At 75.1% G+C, this 18,662-nt stretch carries 12 protein-coding genes; 1 reads left to right on the top strand and 11 read right to left on the bottom strand.

Going from position 1 to position 18,662, the window contains the following annotated elements:
* Positions 1-2 precede the first annotated feature (2 nt).
* From GCU60_RS06885 to GCU60_RS06865, 5 genes are all read right to left on the bottom strand, one after another.
* Positions 3-917, bottom strand: a complete 915-nt coding sequence (locus GCU60_RS06885; RefSeq protein ID WP_163203532.1) for a MazG nucleotide pyrophosphohydrolase domain-containing protein — start codon at positions 915-917, stop codon at positions 3-5.
* Between the two features lie 81 nt (positions 918-998).
* Positions 999-1,214, bottom strand: coding sequence for a hypothetical protein (locus GCU60_RS06880; RefSeq protein ID WP_163203530.1), 216 nt, complete (start codon positions 1,212-1,214; stop codon positions 999-1,001).
* Positions 1,211-2,197 (bottom strand): peptidylprolyl isomerase, encoded by a 987-nt coding sequence (locus GCU60_RS06875; protein WP_239520613.1) that lies wholly within the window; start codon positions 2,195-2,197, stop codon positions 1,211-1,213. Before GCU60_RS06875 ends, GCU60_RS06880 begins: the two co-directional genes overlap by 4 nt.
* Before the next feature lie 85 nt (positions 2,198-2,282).
* Complete coding sequence (gene mfd, locus GCU60_RS06870) at positions 2,283-5,852, bottom strand: transcription-repair coupling factor (protein ID WP_345770443.1); 3,570 nt, start codon at positions 5,850-5,852, stop codon at positions 2,283-2,285.
* Between the two features lie 102 nt (positions 5,853-5,954).
* Positions 5,955-6,413 carry an adenylyltransferase/cytidyltransferase family protein gene (locus tag GCU60_RS06865; protein ID WP_163203526.1) on the bottom strand — a complete coding sequence of 153 codons (459 nt, stop codon included), beginning with the start codon at positions 6,411-6,413 and terminating at the stop codon, positions 5,955-5,957.
* A 341-nt stretch (positions 6,414-6,754) separates the two neighbouring features.
* Between GCU60_RS06865 and GCU60_RS06860 the strand changes: the two genes are divergently transcribed.
* Positions 6,755-7,954: a YveK family protein gene (locus GCU60_RS06860; protein WP_163203524.1), complete on the top strand. Its 1,200-nt coding sequence runs from the start codon at positions 6,755-6,757 to the stop codon at positions 7,952-7,954.
* Positions 7,955-8,573: 619 nt separating this feature from the next.
* On the opposite strand, the gene GCU60_RS06855 is transcribed toward GCU60_RS06860, so the two are convergent.
* The 6 genes from GCU60_RS06855 to GCU60_RS06830 all read right to left on the bottom strand — a co-directional run bounded on the left by GCU60_RS06855 (position 8,574) and on the right by GCU60_RS06830 (position 18,611).
* Positions 8,574-9,821: an O-antigen ligase family protein gene (locus tag GCU60_RS06855; protein ID WP_163203522.1), complete on the bottom strand. Its 1,248-nt coding sequence runs from the start codon at positions 9,819-9,821 to the stop codon at positions 8,574-8,576.
* Positions 9,818-11,089, bottom strand: coding sequence for a hypothetical protein (locus GCU60_RS06850; protein WP_163203520.1), 1,272 nt, complete (start codon positions 11,087-11,089; stop codon positions 9,818-9,820). The genes GCU60_RS06855 and GCU60_RS06850 overlap by 4 nt, the downstream gene beginning before the upstream one ends.
* A 14-nt stretch (positions 11,090-11,103) precedes the next feature.
* Positions 11,104-11,847: a polysaccharide deacetylase family protein gene (locus GCU60_RS06845; RefSeq protein ID WP_163203518.1), complete on the bottom strand. Its 744-nt coding sequence runs from the start codon at positions 11,845-11,847 to the stop codon at positions 11,104-11,106.
* On the bottom strand, positions 11,844-13,058 hold the full coding sequence (locus tag GCU60_RS06840) for a glycosyltransferase family 4 protein (RefSeq protein ID WP_163203516.1): 1,215 nt from the start codon (positions 13,056-13,058) through the stop codon (positions 11,844-11,846). Before GCU60_RS06840 ends, GCU60_RS06845 begins: the two co-directional genes overlap by 4 nt.
* Positions 13,055-13,816, bottom strand: a complete 762-nt coding sequence (locus GCU60_RS06835) for a CDP-alcohol phosphatidyltransferase family protein (RefSeq protein WP_163203514.1) — start codon at positions 13,814-13,816, stop codon at positions 13,055-13,057. The genes GCU60_RS06840 and GCU60_RS06835 overlap by 4 nt, the downstream gene beginning before the upstream one ends.
* Positions 13,817-14,099: 283 nt before the next feature.
* The gene (locus GCU60_RS06830) at positions 14,100-18,611 is read right to left on the bottom strand and encodes a PKD domain-containing protein (RefSeq protein ID WP_163203512.1); all 4,512 of its coding nucleotides are present in this window, start codon (positions 18,609-18,611) and stop codon (positions 14,100-14,102) included.
* Between the last annotated feature and the right edge of the window lie 51 nt (positions 18,612-18,662).

The following is an 18,662-nucleotide window of genomic DNA, read 5'->3' as shown; positions in this document are numbered from 1 at the left end:
GCTCAGCCCCGGGCGCGCTCCTCCGCTGCGGCGTCCAGCTCGCCGGCGTAGCGACGGACCGCCTCGCGCAGCGCGTCCTCGGCGTCCCAGCCGCGGGCCTCCGCCGCCGCCACGACGGCGAGCAGCCGCTCCCCCAGCTCCTCGGGGCTGCCCACCGTCAGCTCCGCCGGTGCCGGCGTCGGCAACGCGGCCCGGCCGGCCCGGCGGACCAGGGCAGCCCCCCACGAGGCCGCCGGCTGGGAGCGGGAGACCCCCTCGGTGGGCGAGCGCCGCTGCTTCTCGGCCTTCTTGATCTCCTCCCAGCCGACCTCGACCTGCTGGACGTCGCGCGGGCCGGCGTCGCCGAACACGTGCGGGTGCCGGCGGACCAGCTTGTCGACCAGGTCGCCGGCGACGTCGTCCACGTCGAACCGGCGGCCCGCTCCGGCCTCGGCGGCGACGCGGGCGTGGAAGACGACCTGCAGCAGCACGTCGCCCAGCTCCTCCCGCATGCCGACGGGGTCGTCGTCGACGATCGCGTCGTAGGCCTCGTGCGCCTCCTCGAGCAGGTAGCCGCGCAGCGAGGCGTGCGTCTGCTCGGCGTCCCACGGGCAGCCGCCCGGCGAGCGCAGCCGGTCCATGACGGCGACGACGTCGAGCAACCGCGCGCCCGGCGGCTCGGGTGCGCCGTCCACCGTCTCCACGCCGGGCACGGGCTCACCGGCCGGGACGAGCAGGACGACGTCGCCCTCCAGCTCGGCGGCGGCGGCGAGATCGGGCACCTCGGCGACCGTCATCCCCTCGCCGCGCAGCACGTCGGCGGTGCCGGCAGCGCCGGGGAGGGCGGCCAGCGGGCGGCCGGCGGAGACCGCCCGCCACCCGGCGGGGCTGAGCAGGCCGGGCAGTCGGGTGCTGACGGGAACGGCGGTGACGGGCACCCGGTCAGTGTCCGCGACCCCGGGAGGCGGCAGCGGGCCGGGAGGTGCCGCGGCGGCCGTACCGGTGGTCCCGCGCGGGTCTCAGGAGGGCCGCCCCGCCAGCCACGCGTCGACGAGCAGCACCGAGAACCTCAGCGGCAGTCCGGTCTCCTCGCGGAGGAGACGCACGGCCCCCACCACGTCCCCGGCCGCGCGCTCGAGCACGCGCGCGCGGATCTCCGGGTCGACGGTGATCGTCTCGGGCCGGGGCTCGTAGCTCCAGGGTGCGCCCTTCCACCGTGTCCCGCGGGGTGTCACTCGGCCGGCGGCGTGGCCGCCGCGTCGTCCTCGAGCAGGTCGACCACGCCGTCCCCGGGCACCAGCCGGCCCTCCCGCAGCACCCCGTAGCGGGGGTTCACGGTCACGTCGAGGTCCTCCCGCACGCCGTCGACCAGCTCGGCCCCGGTGGCCTCCACCCCGGCTGCCGCCTCGTCCTCCAGCTGCGGCCGGACCTCCTCGAACGGCGGGTAGACGGTGCTGCCCAGGAACCCGACGACGACGCCGCCGGCGTCGGGCACCGGCACGGCGAAGGCTGTCCCGGGAGCCGTCGTGTCCAGCCGCTCGGCGAACGCCGGCGGGAGCTCCCCGGCCGGCTGCCGCTGCAGCTCCGCGAGCGTGAACGGCCCGGCGAAGAGCGCGGCGAACTCGGCGTACCGGCCCGGCTCCGCCGTCAGGTCGGCCACCAGCTGGTCGGCGATCGCCTGGTCGGGCACGGTCACGTAGCCGAACTCGACCTCTGCCAGGCTCTCGCGCACCTCGTCGTAGCGCTCCCGCAGGGCCGCCTCGTCGAGCGAACCGGCCTGCCCCTCGGCCTCGGCGATCTCACGCCGGAGGAGCTGCTGGCGGATCGTCTCCCGCACGTCGGCCCGGCCGATGCCCTGCTGGGCCAGCTGGGCGTAGACCGCTTCGGGGTCCTCCTCCGCCAGCAACTCCTCGATGCGGTCGCCGACCTCCTCCTCGCCGACGCGGACGCCGTAGCGCTCCGCCGCGGCGGCGTGCACCTCCCGCGCGACCAGCCCGTCGAGCACCCGCCGGGTGAACTCGTCCTCGCCTCCGGCCGCGTACTCGGCGATCCGCTCGTCGGCCAGCCGCTCGTCGACGGCGGCGTCCAGCTCCGCCACGGTGATCTGCTCGTCGCCCACGTACGCCGCGACGCCGGGATCGGACCGGCACCCCGCGAGGACCGGCAGGGCGACGGCCACGAGGACCACGGCAGCACGCGCGCGGGCAGCTCGACGCATCAGCACGCCGCGAGACTCCCACACCCGCTGTGACCGACGTCGCAGGACGCCCCCGTCGGCCCCGTCCCGGGCCGAGGGGCGCGAGTCAGGACGCGGCGAGAACCGGCTGGTCCAGGACGGCGCGGAGCACCGAGTGCAGGTTCTCCAGCAGCGCGACGTCCCGCAGCGGAGTGCGGCGGTCGGGGCCCACCGGCACCTTCAGCACGATCGTCTGCACCGCGGCCTTGTAGGAGGCCCCGTCGGCCAGCCGGGCCAGGCGCATCTGCTTGGACTCCGGCAGGTCCACCGGGCCGACCCGGATGTTGCGGCCCTGCAGCGACACCTCGGTGATCCCCAGTGCCCGCATCGCGACCCGGAACCGGGCCACGGCCAGCAGGTTGAGCACCGGCGCCGGCGGGGCGCCGTACCGGTCGGTGAGCTCGTCGAGCACGGCCTGCGCCTGGTCGTCCTCGGAGATCGAGGCCACCTTGCGGTAGGCCTCCATGCGCAGCCGCTCGCCGGGCACGTAGTCGTGCGGCAGGTGGGCGTCCACCGGCAGGTCCACCCGGACCTCGACCGGCTCGGCGGGGGCCTCCTCGCCGGTGACCTGCGCCCGGTAGTCGGCCACGGCCTCCCCCACCAGGCGGACGTAGAGGTCGAAGCCGACGCCGGCGATGTGCCCGGACTGCTCGCCGCCGAGCAGGTTGCCCGAGCCGCGGATCTCCAGGTCCTTCATCGCCACCGCCATGCCGGCGCCGAGGTCGGTGTTGTTGGCGATCGTCGTCAGCCGGTCGACCGAGGTCTCGGTGAGCGTGCGGGCCGGGTCGTAGGTGAAGTAGGCGTAGGCGCGCTCACGTCCTCGGCCCACGCGGCCCCGGATCTGGTGCAGCTGCGAGAGGCCGAAGGTGTCGGCGCGGTCGACGATCAGGGTGTTGGCGTTGGGGATGTCCAGGCCGGACTCGACGATCGTCGTCGCCACCAGGACGTCGTACTCCTTCTCCCAGAAGCCGACCATGATCCGCTCGAGCTCGTGCTCCTTCATCTGCCCGTGGCCGACGGCGATGCGGGCCTCGGGCACCAGGGAGCGGATCTTCGCCGCCGCCTTGTCGATCGACTGCACCCGGTTGTGGATGACGAACACCTGCCCGTCGCGCAGCAGCTCCCGGCGGATCGCGGCGGCCATCTGCTTGTCGCTCCAGGCGCCCACGTAGGTGAGCACCGGGTGCCGCTCCTCCGGCGGGGTGAGGATCGTCGACATCTCGCGGATGCCGGTGAGGCTCATCTCCAGGGTGCGCGGGATCGGCGTCGCGGACATCGACAGCACGTCGACCGCCGTCCGCATCGTCTTCAGGTACTCCTTGTGCTCGACGCCGAAGCGCTGCTCCTCGTCGACGATGACCAGCCCGAGGTCCTTCCACCGGGTGGTCGGCTGCAGCAGCCGGTGGGTGCCGACCAGGATGTCGACCTCACCGGCGGCGAGCTGGCGGAGGATCTCGGTCGTCTCGCGGTCGGACTGGAAGCGGGACAGCACCTTCACCGTCACCGGGAACTGGGCGACCCGCTCGGAGAAGGTCTTGAAGTGCTGGTTGGCCAGCAGCGTCGTCGGCACCAGGACGGCGACCTGCTTGCCGTCCTGCACCGCCTTGAACGCCGCGCGCACCGCGATCTCGGTCTTCCCGTAGCCGACGTCGCCGCAGATGATCCGGTCCATCGGGACCGGGTTCTGCATGTCGCCCTTGACCTCGTCGATGGCGGCGAGCTGGTCGGGCGTCTCCTGGAACGGGAAGGCGTCCTCGAGCTCGCGCTGCCAGACGGTGTCGGGACCGAAGGCGTGCCCCTTGGTGGCCATCCGCGCCGAGTACAGCCGGATGAGCTCACCGGCGATCTGCTTGACCGCCTTGCGGGCGTTGCTCTTCGTCTTCTGCCAGTCGGCGCCGCCGAGCTTGGACAGCGCCGGGGCCTCGCCGCCGACGTAGCGGGTCAGCTGGTCGAGGGCGTCGGTGGGCACGAACAGCCGGTCCGGCGGCTGGTTCCGCCGCGACGGGGCGTACTCGACGATCAGGTAGTCGCGCTGGCCGCCGTTGACCGTGCGGCTGATCATCTCGATGTAGCGGCCGATGCCGTGCTGCTCGTGGACCACGAGGTCACCGGGCTGCAGCTGCACCAGGTCGACGGCGTTGCGGCGGCGGGCCGGCATCTTGGCCGCGTCGCGCATCGACGTGCCGCGCTGCCCGGTCAAGTCCTGCTCGGTGAGCAGCGCCAGGCCCACACCGGGGAAGGCGAAGCCGGCCTCGATGCTGCCCTGGGTCACGTGGGTCAGGCCGGCGTCCGGTGCCCGGTCGATGTCGGGCACCAGCCGGGCCCCGAGCTCGGCCTCCATGAACTGGTCGGCGGCCCGCTGGGCTGGGCCGGGACCGGCGAAGGTGACGACGACCCGCCAGCCCTGACGGTGCCACTGGCGCATGCTGCGCACGGCGGCGACCTGGTCACCGTGGAAGCGCTCGACGCTCGTCGCGTCGAGGTTGATGACGTCGTCGTCCACCGTGTCGTCGGCGGCCAGCGTGAACTGCCCGGTGGTCCACCACGGCAGCCCGCGGCCGCGGGCGGCGTCCTCGACGTCGGCGAGGTCGCGGAACGACGACGCCCCGAGGTCCAGGGGCGCCTCCCCCGCCTCGCCGGCCGTCGCCCAGGACGCGGCGAGGAACTCCTCGGCGGTGCGCACCAGGTCGGCGGCGCGGCTGCGCACCCGCTCCGGGTCCGCGACCAGGACGTGGGTGCCGGCCGGGAGCAGGTCGGTGAGCAGTTGCATGGCCTCGTCGCCGATGAGGGCCGGGGTCAGCGACTCCATGCCCTCGACGGCGATCCCCTCGGCGACCTTGCCCAGCACCTCGATCAGCGCGGGGTGCTGCTGGGCCAGCGCCGCGGCGCGGGCCCGCACCTCCTCGGTCAGCAGCAGCTCGCGGCACGGCGGCGCCCACAGCCGGTCCGGCCGCTCGTCGAGGGAGCGCTGGTCGGCGGCGGAGAAGTAGCGCAGCTCGTCGACCTCGTCGCCCCAGAACTCGACCCGCACCGGGTGCGGCTCGGTGGGCGGGAAGACGTCGAGCAGGCCGCCGCGGACGGCGAACTCACCGCGCTTCTCCACCAGCTCGACGCGGGTGTAGGCGGCGTCGGCCAGCGCACGGGCCACCACCTCGAGCTCGGCGGAGTCCCCGGCCGCCAGCTCGACCGGGGTGAGGTCACCGAGCCCGGGGGCCAGCGGCTGCAGGACGCTGCGCACCGGGGCGACCAGCACGTCGATGGTGCCGTTGGCGCCCGGGTGGACCAGGTCGCGCAGCACGGCCAGCCGGCGGCCGACGGTGTCGGCGCGGGGGCTCAGCCGCTCGTGGGGCAGCGTCTCCCACGCGGGGAACGTCTCCACCCGGCGATCGGGGAGGAAGCAGCGCAGCAGATCGGCGGCGGCGTCGGCGTCCCGCTCCCCGGCGGTGACCAGCAGGACCGGCACACCGGCGCGCTCGTCCTGCCCTGCGCTGCGCCCGCCGCCGGCCAGCGCCGCGGCGACCAGGGGCTGCACCGTCGGCGGGGCCGTGACCGCGAGCTGCGCCCGGCCGGCCGCGGCCACCACGCGGGCCATGCCGGGATCGGTCAGGACGACGTCGAGCACGCCGCGCAGGGTCACGCTTCTTCTTCTCCCGGAGTTCTGGAGGCCTCGCACGTGCCGCCGAGTGCGGCCGGGGCCGGACCCCAGGCTAGACGGCGCGCCCGCAGGCCGCCGCCGAGCTCAGGAGGTGAGGGCGCGGACCTTCCGGCCGACGGGCTCGCCGGCCTCGATGGCCGCCAGCGCCCGGCGCAGCATCGTGCTCGAGGTGTGCATCGTGTACGGGAAGTAGTGCACCCGGACGCCCACGGCGCCGAAGTCGCGCTCGAGGGCGTCGCCCTTGGGCGTGCCCCGCCAGTCGTCGCCCTTGAAGATGACGTCGAAGCCGACCTCGCGCCAGGTGTCGATCTTGTCCGGGACCACCTCGGCGTGGACGGCGTCCACGAACCGCAGGTTGCTCACGATCTCCATGCGCTCGGCCAGCGGGATCACCGGTGCGCGACCCTTGGTGAGCAGCAGCATCTCGTCGGAGACGACGCCGGCGATCAGGCGGTCGCAGTGCTGGGCGGCGTGCCGGAGGATGTTCAGGTGCCCGACGTGGAACAGGTCGTAGGCACCCGGCGCATAGCCGATGACCGTCATGGGATCCCCCGATCCTCCCGTGGCGCGCCCTCCCCGGTCGGGAGCGTTCGCCTGTCACGCTGAGTCACGCAGGAGCGGCGTCCGTGGCGCTCGACAGCGATGACGTCGAGAAAGCTAGCCGAGAACCGTCACGCTTGGTGAGCGCCGTCGAGATCTTCACCCCTTCGGGGGCAGGCGGCCGCGGACCGCGGCCCGGAGGGCTCCCCTCGGAGGGGTGAGGCCTCCCTCCGCACCAGCCTCGGCGCGCTGACCTGCGGATATCGTCGACACTCCGACGGGGGACGCGCCGTGCGGACGCCCTGCCGGCGCCTGCACGGTCGCGCGGGCAGGCAGGGGACGACATGGAACTGAAGGACTACCTCGCCGCGCTGCGGCGACACTGGGTGATCTGGATCGGGGCCGCGCTGGCCGGCGCGCTCGCCGGGCTCCTCGTCTTCGCCGTGACCCCGAAGACCTACGAGGCGACCTCCACCGTCTTCGTCTCGGTGTCCCCCTCGATCCCCAACAGCGCCTCGTTCGTGCAGCAGCGGGTGAAGAGCTACCCGGAGATCGTGACCAGCGAGGCCGTGCTGGCCCCGGTCCGGGAAGAACTCTCCCTCGACGTGCCGCTGGCCGAGCTCCGGACCCGGGTGGCGGCGACGAACCCGGCGGACACCACGCAGCTGCACGTCACGGTGAGCGGGTCCGACCCGGCCGAGGCGGCGGCGATCGCCAACGCGGTGGCCGACCTCTTCACCGACGTGGTCGAGACGCTGGAGACGCCGTCCTCGGGTGACGAGCCGGTGAACCTCACCGTCGTCGACCCGGCCGTGGCCCCCACCTCGCCGTCGTCGCCCGTGCTGCTCTACCTGCTGACGCTCGGGCTGCTCACCGGACTGTTCCTGGGCCTTGCGGCCGCCGTCGTGCGGAGCCGGATGGACACCACGCTGCACACCGAGGACGACCTGCGCCGCGCCTGGGGCGACTCCGCCGGGGACACCGAGTTCCTCGTCCAGCCCTCCGGCCGCGCCCGGCGCAGCGCCCTGACCGGCCAGGCGGCCGGCACGCTCGCCCGGCGGCTGGAGCTGCGCGCCGAGAAGCGCCCGGTGCGGGTCACCGTCCTGTCGCCCGCGCCGTCGGAGGAGCCGGCCACCCGCGCCTTCGCCGAGCAGGTGAGCGAGGTGCTGGCCGGCCGCGGCGTGCGGACCGCCGTGACCGGTTCCCTCACCGCCCCGGCCGGGGACGACGGCCCGCGGGTCCGCCTGGACGTCGCCGACCCGCTGGTGCCGCTGCGGGTCTGGAAGCACGTGGCCGAGCATCACGACGGCGTCGTGCTGGTCGTGCCGAGCGGCCGGGTCGACGACCAGGAGCTGCGCGAGATGCGCACGATCCTGGCCTCGGCAGGGATCGACCCGCTCGCCGTCGCCCTGGTGCCCCGCGGTCCCGGCGCGCCGCTGACCACCCCCGAGGAGGCGGTAGGCACGCAGCCGGTGCCACCGGCGCCCAAGCCGGTGCCCGCGACCGGCAAGCAGGCCGCCTTGAACGGTTCCCCGCGCGGCTAGGTGTACCCGGCAAGGACGTAGCTGACGGCCGGTCGGGCCGGAACGCCCACGACGCGGGCAGTCCGACGCCGGCGGAGCAGGACCCCGCTGTCGACGGAGGAGGCTGCGGTCGCGCTCCCGCGGGGACGGCCCTCGGGTCGACCTCCCTCGTCCCGGGCAGTGGATCCCCACCGTGGTCGTCCACGTGGTCACGGCCGTCGTCCTCGTAGGCGTGGCCGAATGGATCGGTCCCGGCAACGTCTGGTCGGCGGAGAGCCCCATCCCGGGCGGCTTCATCGGCCTGCTCCTCTCGAGCACTCCACCAGCACGCCGATGGCTTGCCCGGATGCACGCGGGTCGTCGGGGTGAGCTGCCCCCGGACAGCGCTGACTCCCAGGACTCGTGGCGTGCCTGAACGGGCACTCGGGGAGACACGTCCGCCGCCGGTGGAGGCGCGCTCGGGGCGGCTGACGTCGACGAGGGACGTACCCGCTGATCTACCCGGTCAGGTCCGACCCCTGCTCGGTGGCCGCCTCGGTCCGATCGTCCGGACGTGCCGGCCCGCACCCCGAGGGTGGCGGCGGCCGGCGGGTCAGCGGGTCAGCGGGTCAGCGGGTCAGCGGGTCAGCGGGTCAGCGGGTCAGCGGGTCAGCGCAGCTGACCGGGCGCCGGCGTCGGGTAGCGCCGGCTCGGCACTGCCCGCTCGAGGCGCCTCGGTGAGGCGGCGACGGGAGCCGCCCTCGGCCAGCAGCGAGACGGCCAGGAAGGCGAGGAAGTCGGGGGTCGCGTCGAACAATCCGCTCTCCAGCACGCTGCGGCCGAGCAGGAAGACCAGCACCCCGAGGAACAGGGCCCGGGACTCGCGCGGGGCCAGGAGCGCTCCCCGCACCGCCCACAGTGCCCAGATCCCGGCCACCAGGAGGCCCACCAGCCCGACCTGCACGAGGAGGGAGACCCAGCTGCTGTCCAGCGGCTGCTCGTCCCAGTACTGACCCTTGACCGGGATGATCTTCACCGACATGCCGCCGCCGAAGGCGAGCTGCCACGCGTCGTCGGCCCACGTGGTGGCGGCGTCCCAGGCGATGAACCGGGACTCCACCGTGCTGGTGCCGTCACCGCCGCGCTCGAGGAAACCGGCCAGCGCATCGGTGGCGGCCGCCGCGACGGTCGCCAGCGCCGCCATCACCAGCCCGCTGACGACCAGCCCGACACGGGGACGCCGCACGTGCAGCGCCATGATCACCAGGGCGGGTCCCAGCATGAGCAGCGCCGTCCGGGAGCCGGTGGCCCACAGGATGCCGAGCGCCACGGCGCCGATCCCGGCCATGGGGACCCCTCCGTCCGCCACCGCGATCCGCCACGCGGCGTAGAGCACCACGAGGCACGCGAGCAGGGCGAGCTCGTTGGGGGCCAGTTGCGGGAAGCCCCCTGCGAGCCGGCCCGAGGAGAGGGAGGACGAACCGGTGACCGCGGCCACCCCGCCGATCCCCGCAGCGGCGTACGCCAGGCCGGCGAAGAACTGGGGGCCGGTGTAGCAGCGCAGCAGCAGCACGACGGTCAGCGCGACGATGGTCACGCGGACGGCGATGATCGCGCCGGCGACCAGCGGCCCGTGGGTCAGTGCTCCGAACACCGATGCGGCCAGCAGCGCTCCCAGCGCCCAGAGCGTGCCGGTGCCCACCCGGAGAGCGGCGCGGCGGGTGCCGAAGAACGCCAGCCCGAGGGCCGCGACGCTCAGCAGGCCCTTGGCGACGACGACCGGGTCCAGCGAGCCGGTGAAGTACGTGCCGCGACGCCAGCCCACCGTGGTGAGGACCAGCAGCGTCATGCACAGCATCAGGCGGGCCGGCACCGCCGGATCCCGCACCGCCCGGACCCCTGCGGTCATGCCGGCACCCCCTCCCGCGCGGGACCGAGCGCACCCGCGCGGACCAGCGGGACGACGACCGACCGGCGGACGGCCAGCGCGGTCAGCGCCGGACCGGCGGCGAGGACGAACGGTGCCCACGCCACCGCGTGCGGCGCGAGGACCACCAGCGCGGCGACGCCGACCAGGGAGAGCAGCTCGACGGCGCGGAGAACGAGGACGCGGCGCTGCCTGCCGTGCACCGAGGCCAGCGAGGCGTAGGGCAACAGGAGCGCCGCGCACGCGGCGTACACCGTCCAGCCGACGACGGCGACCACGGGCACCTCGTAGCCGCCACCGGTGAGCGCGGGCCCGAGCCATGGCAACGCGGCCAGCGCGGCCACCCCCAGGGCGCCGATGCCCACCACCAGGCCGAGGGACGCCCGGTCGGCCACCCGCAGGCTGAGGAACAGTGGCCGGTCGCGCAGCCCGACGAAGTGCGGCAGCAGGAACGAGGCGATGCCTGCGACGAGCGTCAGCATCGGCGCGGTGTACACGCGGGCGGCCTCCAGCGGCCCGTAGGCCACCGCGCCGACCGTTCCCACGAGCAGCAGCCGCAGCAGCGTGAGCGACCCCGGACGGACCGTCTGCGCGGCCGCCCGCCACACGCCGAAGTCGGCGACGGTGCGCAGGCCGGGACGACGCCACGGCCCGGCCGGCCGCTCGGCGGTGGGCACCAGCCACCAGGCGACCACGGCGGCCGAGACCTGCCCCACCAGCAGCGCCACGACGAACGTGCTGAGCGTGATCTCCGTGGTCAGGCCGGTCAGCCCGAGGACGGCCAGTGCGCCCACCAGGCTGGTGCCGTCGACGACGGGCAGCGCGGTGTAGCGGCCGGTGGCCATGAGCAGCCGGCGCAGGGTGTCCTCGACGACGAACGCAGCGCACGCCGGGGCGAGCAGCAGCCCGGCCCACACCGGGACCAGGTCGCTCGCCAGCGCGGCGAGCGCTCCGGCCAGGCCGGCGGCGGCCGACACCAGCGCGGTCCAGACGTGCAGGCCGGCCCGCACCGAACGGTCGTGCCGGTCGAGCACCGTGAGCGAGTCACCGACCATCCCGCTGGCGACGGCCGTCACGAGCACGAGCGCGCCGTAGACGAGCGAGAAGACGGCCAGCCCACCCGCCCCGAGCAGCCGGGCGGCGGCGACCTGGAGGGCCAGGCCGGCCAGCGCCATCATCGCCTGGCCGACGACGGCGGTGGTCGCCCGCCGGCGCAGCAGGCCGGTCAGGGACGGGAGCACGGAACGCATGGCCGGTCCGCCCGTCAGCGACCGGGAGCGGCGGGCAGGGGGCGGCGGATGCGGGCGGCGTGCCGGATCAGGCGCGCGGAGATGTGCGCGCGGGTGTCGCGGGGGCTCACGTAGCAGCGCGGCAGGGTGTGCCGGTCGCCCGGGGCGTAGTCCCCGGTGACGCAGGCGTTGTCGTACCCGGCTCCGCGCACGGCGTCGGCGGCCGCGGCGTCGTAGGCCCCGTACGGGTAGCAGAACCCCGGCACCTCGGCCTGCAGCACGTCCTCGAGCAGGCGCCGGCTGTCGCCCACCTCGGCGGCGAGCACCCCCGGGTCGGCGCCGGAGAGGCGGGCGTGGGTCATCGTGTGGCTGCCGACCTCGTGCCCGGCGGCCGCGGCCGCGCGCACCTGGGCGGCGGTCATGATCGGGAACTGGGGGCCGGTGTCCCACGAGTTGGTGGCGCCCATGTGGCCGGCCACGACGTAGACGGTCGCCGTCATGCCGTGCCGTGCCAGGACCGGGACGGCGGTGGTGAGGAAGTCCTCGAAGCCGTCGTCGAAGGTCAGGCCGACCAGCCCCACGGCCTCCCCCCGGTCGACGGCGTGCACCAGCTCGGTCTGGGAGACGCCGCGCAGGCCCAGCCGGCGCAGCAGCCCCAGGTGCCGGTCGAGCCGGTCGGGGTGCACGCGGATCCGGTGCGGATCGGGCTCGGTCGAGGCGCTGATCGAGTGGTACATCAGCACGGCCGGGGCGGTGACCCGGCCGACGGCGGCGGTCATGCCGCGGCCCCCGATCCGGTGACCTGCCCCGCCGGGGCGGCGAGCTCCCGCCGTGCGGGGCCGGCCGGGCCCAGAGCAGCGACGGCCTCCACCAGCTCGGCGGCGTACCGCTCGGGCGCCGACCGCTCCCGCGCGAGGGCGGCGTCGGCGAGGGCGGCCTCCCGGAACCGGGGCCAGTCGGCGGCCACCCGGGCGATCGCGTCGGCCCAGGCCCGGGCGTCGCCGGCCGGGACCGCCTGCGCGCCGGTGTAGCCGGCCGCGGCCTCGCGCAGGCCGCTGTGGTCGCTGACCACGAGCGGCCGGGCGGCGAGGACCGCCTCCACCGCGGTGTTGCCGAAGGACTCGTCGCCCACCGCAGGCACGAGCGCCACGTCGGCGCCGGCCAGCTGGGGCCAGACGTCGGCGTGGAAGCCCAGGAACTCGACCCGGTCGCCCAGGCCGGCGTCGGCCACGGTCGCGCGCAGCTCGTCGACGAACCACTCGTACCCGGGGAAGACGTCGCCGACGACGGTGAGGCGGGCGTCCACGCCGCGGCGCACCAGTTCGGCCAGTGCGGCGAGGGCGACCTGCGGGCCCTTGCGCGGGTTGAGCCGGCCGACGAACAGCAGGCGCAGCGGACCGTCCAACCGCGGCCGGGCCGGAACCACCTCGGCGGGGCCGCGGACGGCGTTGTGCACCACCGTGGCGCGCCGGCTCAGCCGCGGCGCCACCTCGGTGAGGACGTCGAGGGTGAACCGGCTGTTGGCCACGACGCGGTCGGACAGCGCCGGGCACAGCGCCATGCCACGGCGCAGCATGCGCGGGGCGGACTGCTCGGCCTCGTGCACGTGGCAGACCGACCGCCGGCCGGCCAGCCGGGCCAGCAGCGGCCACGACGGCAGGGTCAGGGTGCTGACGTACACGCCGGCCGCGGCGTGCCGGCGCAGCAGCCGCAGCGCGGGCACCAGGCCGCGGACGGCGTCGGCGAGCAGCCGGAGCGCACCGCTCGGCCGCAGGGCGGAGTTGCGGAGGACGGGCATGGGGCACAGCTCGACGGCCACCCCGTGCGACTCGATCGCGTCGACCAGCGGGCCGGGGCCGGGCAGGGCGACCGTGACCGTGAAGCGGCCGGCCAGCGCGATCACCGACTCCAGCAGCATCCGGTCGGCCCCGTACAGCTCCGACCCGGGGTGCACCACGAGCAGCGACGGGCGGTCCTCGTGACCGGTCATCGGGGCAACCGGTCCATCTCGCGGAACCACTTGACCAGCGCGAGTGCGAGGAAGAGCCCCTCGGCCAGGCCGAGGGCGGCGTAGACCGGCACGAAGACCGACGTCGCCCCGAAGAACGCGAAGGAGAGCGCGAGGACGCCGTAGTCGGTCGGCAGCGCCAGGACGGAGCGGGCGATGCCGACCTGCTGCGTGGGGCCCTGGGCGCGAGTGGCGGCGCCGTGCTGGGCGCGCAGTGCCTCGTTCAGCATCATCGCGAAGAAGATCACGACGTCGACGAAGCAGAACCCGAGCGGGACGAGCAGCACGGCCGGGTCGACGTCGGTGAAGCGGTACAGGCCGATCGCCACGGCCAGGTGCAGACCGACGACCTTGGCGGCATCGACCATGTGGTCCAGCCACTCCCCCGCCGGCGAGCCGCCGCCGCGCAGCCGGGCGAGCTGGCCGTCCGCGGCGTCGAGGCCGTAGCCGAGGGCCAGGCAGGCGGCGACGGCCAGCCCCATCGGCACCGACGGCGGGACGAGCGCGAGCATCGCGACGCCGGTGGCGGTGAAGACGGCGCTGACGGCGGTCACCGCGTTGGGGGAGAGCCCCGCGCCGAACGCGAGCGCGGCGAAGACCCGGCCGAGCGGCCGGTTGACGAAGCGCGAGTACAGCGGCGCGCCGGCCGAGCCCTTCTGCGCGGTCGCGAGCCGGTCCAGCGTCGCGCGCAGGCCCAGCGGCGGGCTGTCCCCCGCGCTGCGTTCGGCGACCGTGGTCATCGCCGGACCGCCTCCCCGACGTTGCGGAGGGCGTTCCCCGTGCCTGCCACTGTGGCCTCCCGTGCTTGCCGGACCGGTTCTGCGACGCGGGGCCGCGGACGCTCGATCGCTGTCGTCGCTCCGATCAGGATCTACGCGCCGGGAGGGCATGGGGAGTGCTGGCGGGATCCCCTCACCCCCACGGGTCACCCGGTCGGGCGTCGCCCTCCGGTGTGCCGGGGACGGCCGGATGCCGGGCCGGCCCTCGTGGGCCGGCCCGGCATCCGGGCTCACTGCGGTCCCCTCAGCGCACCGCGGTGACGGTGATGCCCTCGAACCGCACGGCGACCGGCCCGGTCGCGCTACCGGAGAGGTAGGCGGCGATCCCGATCCCGCCGGCCGCCTGGAGCTCCGCGGCGCCGTCGGTGCGGACCAGCGTCGGGGCGGCGGGCTCGGCGGTGCCGGCCTGCCAGACCGTGAGCGCCAGGTCCGTCGCGCCGCTGCCGGTCACGCGGAACCGGATCTCCAGCGGGGCGCCGGGGGTGTACGTGACGCCGGCCAGCGTCGTCACCGGGCCGAGGATGGTCTCCACCCCGGCGACCTCGCGGACGAGGCCCACCCCGACGCTGCCGTCGGGCAGCACCCGGATCCGGGCGTTGTACTGCGCCGTCCCCACGCGGCGCCCCGTCACGAAGGCGTAGGCGCCCGTGCCGCTGGTCGGCACCGCCGAGAAGGACACCGTCGTGCGGACCTCGACGTCGGTGGCCGTCACGCCCCCCAGGTAGGACCCGGTGTTGTTGCCCGGGTTGACCGCGAGGATCGCTGCGCCGTCGGCGACCGACTGCCGGGAGGCACCCGCCGCCGAGGTCCAGGCGCCGCCGAGGTCGGCGGTGCCCAGCCGGCCGGTCTCCGCACGGTCGAAGGCGTCCGCGGCGATCTGCTCCGCCGGCTCCTCGACCGGCGGGGCCGGCGGCGCGGTCACGGTGACCGAGCGGGTGGTGGTCGCCGTGGCGCCCTCGTCGTCGGTCACGGTGAGCCGGACGGTGTACGTGCCGGCCGCCGCGTAGGTGTGCGTGGCCGTGGGCCCGGTGCCCGTGGTGCCGTCCCCGAAGGCCCAGTCCGCCCGGGCGACCCGGCCGTCGGAGTCGGTCGAGCCGGTGGCGTCGACAGCGACCGAGAGCTCCGTGGCAGCCGCCGTGAAGGCGGCGTCCGGCGCGACGTTCGTGTGCGCACCAGCACCCACGAGACCGACCCGGAGGGCGCTGAACCGCACGGCCGTGGGCGCGGTGGCGCTGCTGGGCCGGTAGGCCGCCAGGCCCACCGAGCCGGCGGCCTGCAGGGCCCCGGTGGTGTCGGTGCGCGTGAGCTGCGGCGTGGCCGGCTCGGCCTCACCGGCCACCCACGCCGAGGCGGTGACCGTGGTCGTCCCGGTGCCCGAGACCTGGACCCGGGTCGCCAGCGTGGTGCCCGGCTTCCACGTCAGCCCCGACACCCGCTGCTCACCGCCGGGGAACGCCTCGGCCCCTGCGACGGAGCGGTAGAGCGCCATCCAGACGACGCCGTCGGCGTCGACCCGGAACCGCACCCGGTACTCGTCCCCGGTCGCCGTCCGGCGGGCCACGACGTAGACCGACGTGCCGCTACCGGTGGGCACCGAGGAGAGGGTGAAGGAGCTCCGGATGTCGGCGTTCGTGGTGCTGACCGAACCCAGGTACGAGCCCGTGTTGTTGCCCGCACCCGGCAGCGCCAGCTCGGCCACGCCGTCGCTGACCGACTGCCGCGGGCCACCCACGCCCACGGTCCAGTCGCCACCGACGTCCGCGGTGCCCAGCCCACCGGTGGCCGAGCGGCCGAAGGTGTCCTTGGCGATCGGGGCGGTCGGGATCGGCGCGGTGACCGTGACCTCCTGGGAGGCCGTCCCCGTCGCACCCTCGTCGTCGGCGACCGTCAGCGTGACGGTGTACGTGCCGGCAGCGGCATAGGTGTGCGTCGCGGTGACGCCGTCGGCGACCGGCGAGCCGTCCCCCCAGTTCCAGGAGTAGGCGGCCACCGTGCCGTCGGCATCGTCGCTGGCGGCTCCGTCGACCGACACGGCCAGGTCGCGGCCGGTGGCGGTGAAGGCCGCCGTCGGGGCCTGGTTGACCCGCACCGGGGCGACCGTGACCAGCGTCTTCGCGGTGGTGGTGGCGCCCTTGTCGTCGGTCACGGCCAGCGTGACGACGTAGCTGCCCGCGGTGGCGTAGGTGTGCGTCGCCGTCGCGCCGGAGCCCTTCTGCCCGTTCCCGAAGTCCCAGGCGTAGGAGGCCACGGTGCCGTCGCTGTCGGCCGAGGCGCGGGCGTCCAGCGCCGCGGTCAGCCCGGTGGGCGTCGCGGAGATGCGTGCCGTCGGCGGCATGTTCGCGACCGGGACGGCGATGCCTCCGCCCGCCGCGTGCGCCGCGATCTGCGCGGCGGTCAGGGCGGTCGGGTAGAGCGCGACCTCGTCGATCCGGCCGGTGAACGTGCTCGCACCGGCGATCGCCTTGTCGGCGCCGACCCGGAAGTAGCCGTTGTAGGACTGCCCGGTGGTCGCGTCGGTGCGCGAGCCGACGAGGACGCCGTCCACGTGGAGGGCGATGCCCGAGCGGCTCATCGTCGCGGCCACGTGGTGCCACTTGCCGTCGTTGAACGAGGCGGTGCTGGTGACCGCGCGCGTCTCGCTCGACAGCCCGAACCAGGTCGGGACCTTGACGGCGAAGGAGATCCGCCCGTTGGACTGCAGGTACACCTGGCGGTCGAAGGTGGTGCTGGTGCCGGTGGCCCGGTTGGCGAAGCCCATGATCCGGCCGCCCGAGGTCGACGAGGTCTGGATCCACGCCTCCTGGGTGAAGGTGTTCGGTGCCGCGGTGGCGCCGGTCGTGGCCAGGGACGCCGTCGAGCTGCCGTTGAAGGAGTAGGCCGTGTTGCCGTCGATGGCGCCCGCCTGGTCGCGGGTGACCCCCGCGCCGACGGTCAAGGGCCGGGTGCCGATCGAGTCGGCGGCGTTGCCGGTGGCCTCACCCAGCCGCCAGTGGTTGGACGCCCCGTCGGCACGGACCGTGTCGGCGTAGGGCCGGGTCTGGCCACCGGTCGCGGCGGCGACCGAGACGCCCACCCACGGGGTGGCGACGGTGTTGCCGAAGGGGTCGGTCGCGGTGACGCGGTAGCGCAGGTCACCACTGACCCCGGCGTCGGCGGCCGACATGGCCGGCCGGTTCCACCAGGTGGAGGCCTGCACGGTCTCGGCGACGGGGAGGGCCTGGCCCTCCCGCTCGACGCGGTAGACGAGGTTGGCGTTGTCCTGGTCGGACGTCGCGGTCCAGGTGACCGAGACCCGGCCCGGGGCCGGCGAGGTGGCGGTGGCCGTGAAGCCGTCCGTCGACGGGGCGACCCGGTTGGGCGCGGCGTCCGGCAGCGCGAAGCGGACCAGGCCCTGCTGGCCCACCCCGTTCACCCGGGGGAACTCGCCGCCGTAGACGACGTACTTGTCGTTGCCGGTGACCGACCAGCCGGCCTGGTACTGCTTGGTGTAGTCGCCCGGCGTCATCGTCGGGAACCACGGCAGCAGCGACGGCGCGGGCTGCCCGCGGAAGTTCGCGTTGGTCAGGGTCTTCGTCCCGACGGTGCCCGTGGCGCCCAGCGTGAAGGCGACACCGAAGCGGTGCGTGCGCGGGTTCTGCTCCGGGAAGCCGCCGATCTGGCTGCAGTCGTGGCTGTGGCTGGCCACGTAGAGGACGCCGCCGGTGGCGTAGTTGGAGTAGGAGTCGCCGCGGCAGTCGTTGATCGCGACGACGGCGCCGCCGTCGGCCTCGACGACGAAGGAGCCCTCGAGGTTGCCGGGGCCGTAGTAGTCGTAGGCCGTGCCGATGACGAGGTCACCGGAGGTGCTCAGGCTGTAGACGGCGGAGTTGACGCCCTGGTTGGTCAACCGCTGGTTGATCGCGAACGGCCTGGTCGCGCCGGTGGCGGGGTCGAGAGCCGCGACGCCCGTGGCCTTGACGCCGTTCATCGAGTCGAACCGGCCGCCGGCGATGACCTGTCCGGTGCCGGCGACGGTGAGGGCGAGGACCGCGTCGCTGGTCTTGGCGTTGCCGGCCGGGTTGTTCGGCAGCCGGTTCCCGGCGGTGGAGCCCACGCCGGGAACCGGCGCCCAGGGCAGCAGGCTTCCGTCGGCGGCGCTCACCGCGGCGAGCCGGCTGCGGCTGACGCTGCCGACGGCGGTGATGCTGCCGCCCATGTAGACGGTGTCGTTCGTGACCGCGAGGGCGGCGACCTGGCTCTGCACGGCCGGGGCGAAGCCCGGGAGGAGGGCGCCGGTGGCGGTGTCGAACGCGGCGACGCGGCGGCGGGTCTGCCCGTCGACCGCGGTGAAGTCGCCGGCGACGTACACCCGCGAACCGTCGGGCGAGGCCGCGACGGCGAGGACCTGGCCGTTGAGGTCGTGCGCGAAGGACGTGATCAGCTCGCCGGTGCGGATGTCGTAGGCGAGCAGGTGGCTGCGCGGCGTCTCGCCGGTCCCGGCGGGCGCCCCCGCGGGCCGGGCACTGGTGAACGAGCCACCCACGTAGACGGTGTTGCCGACGACGGCCTGCGCCCACGCGACGCCGTTGATCTGCACGGTGGGCAGCGCGTCGGCGGCGACCGTCGTCGGCGTGGCCGCCGACGGGGTGAGCGGCGCGGAGTCGGCGTTGGCGACGCCGGGCAGGAGCGCCAGGCTGCCGGCCGCCAGCAGGAGGCTGACGGTGCCCGCGACGACGCGGACGGGCGCGCGCCGAGGCGCGTTCGAAGACGTGGACATGCGGTTCCCCCGTGTGCCAGGACCCGAGAGCGGCGGCCTCCCCCTGGATGC

This window comes from Blastococcus saxobsidens (assembly GCF_010682065.1).
GTDB classification, from domain to species: Bacteria; Actinomycetota; Actinomycetes; order Mycobacteriales; family Geodermatophilaceae; genus Blastococcus; species Blastococcus saxobsidens_B.
This window is presented reverse-complemented; position numbering and strand designations above follow the sequence as displayed.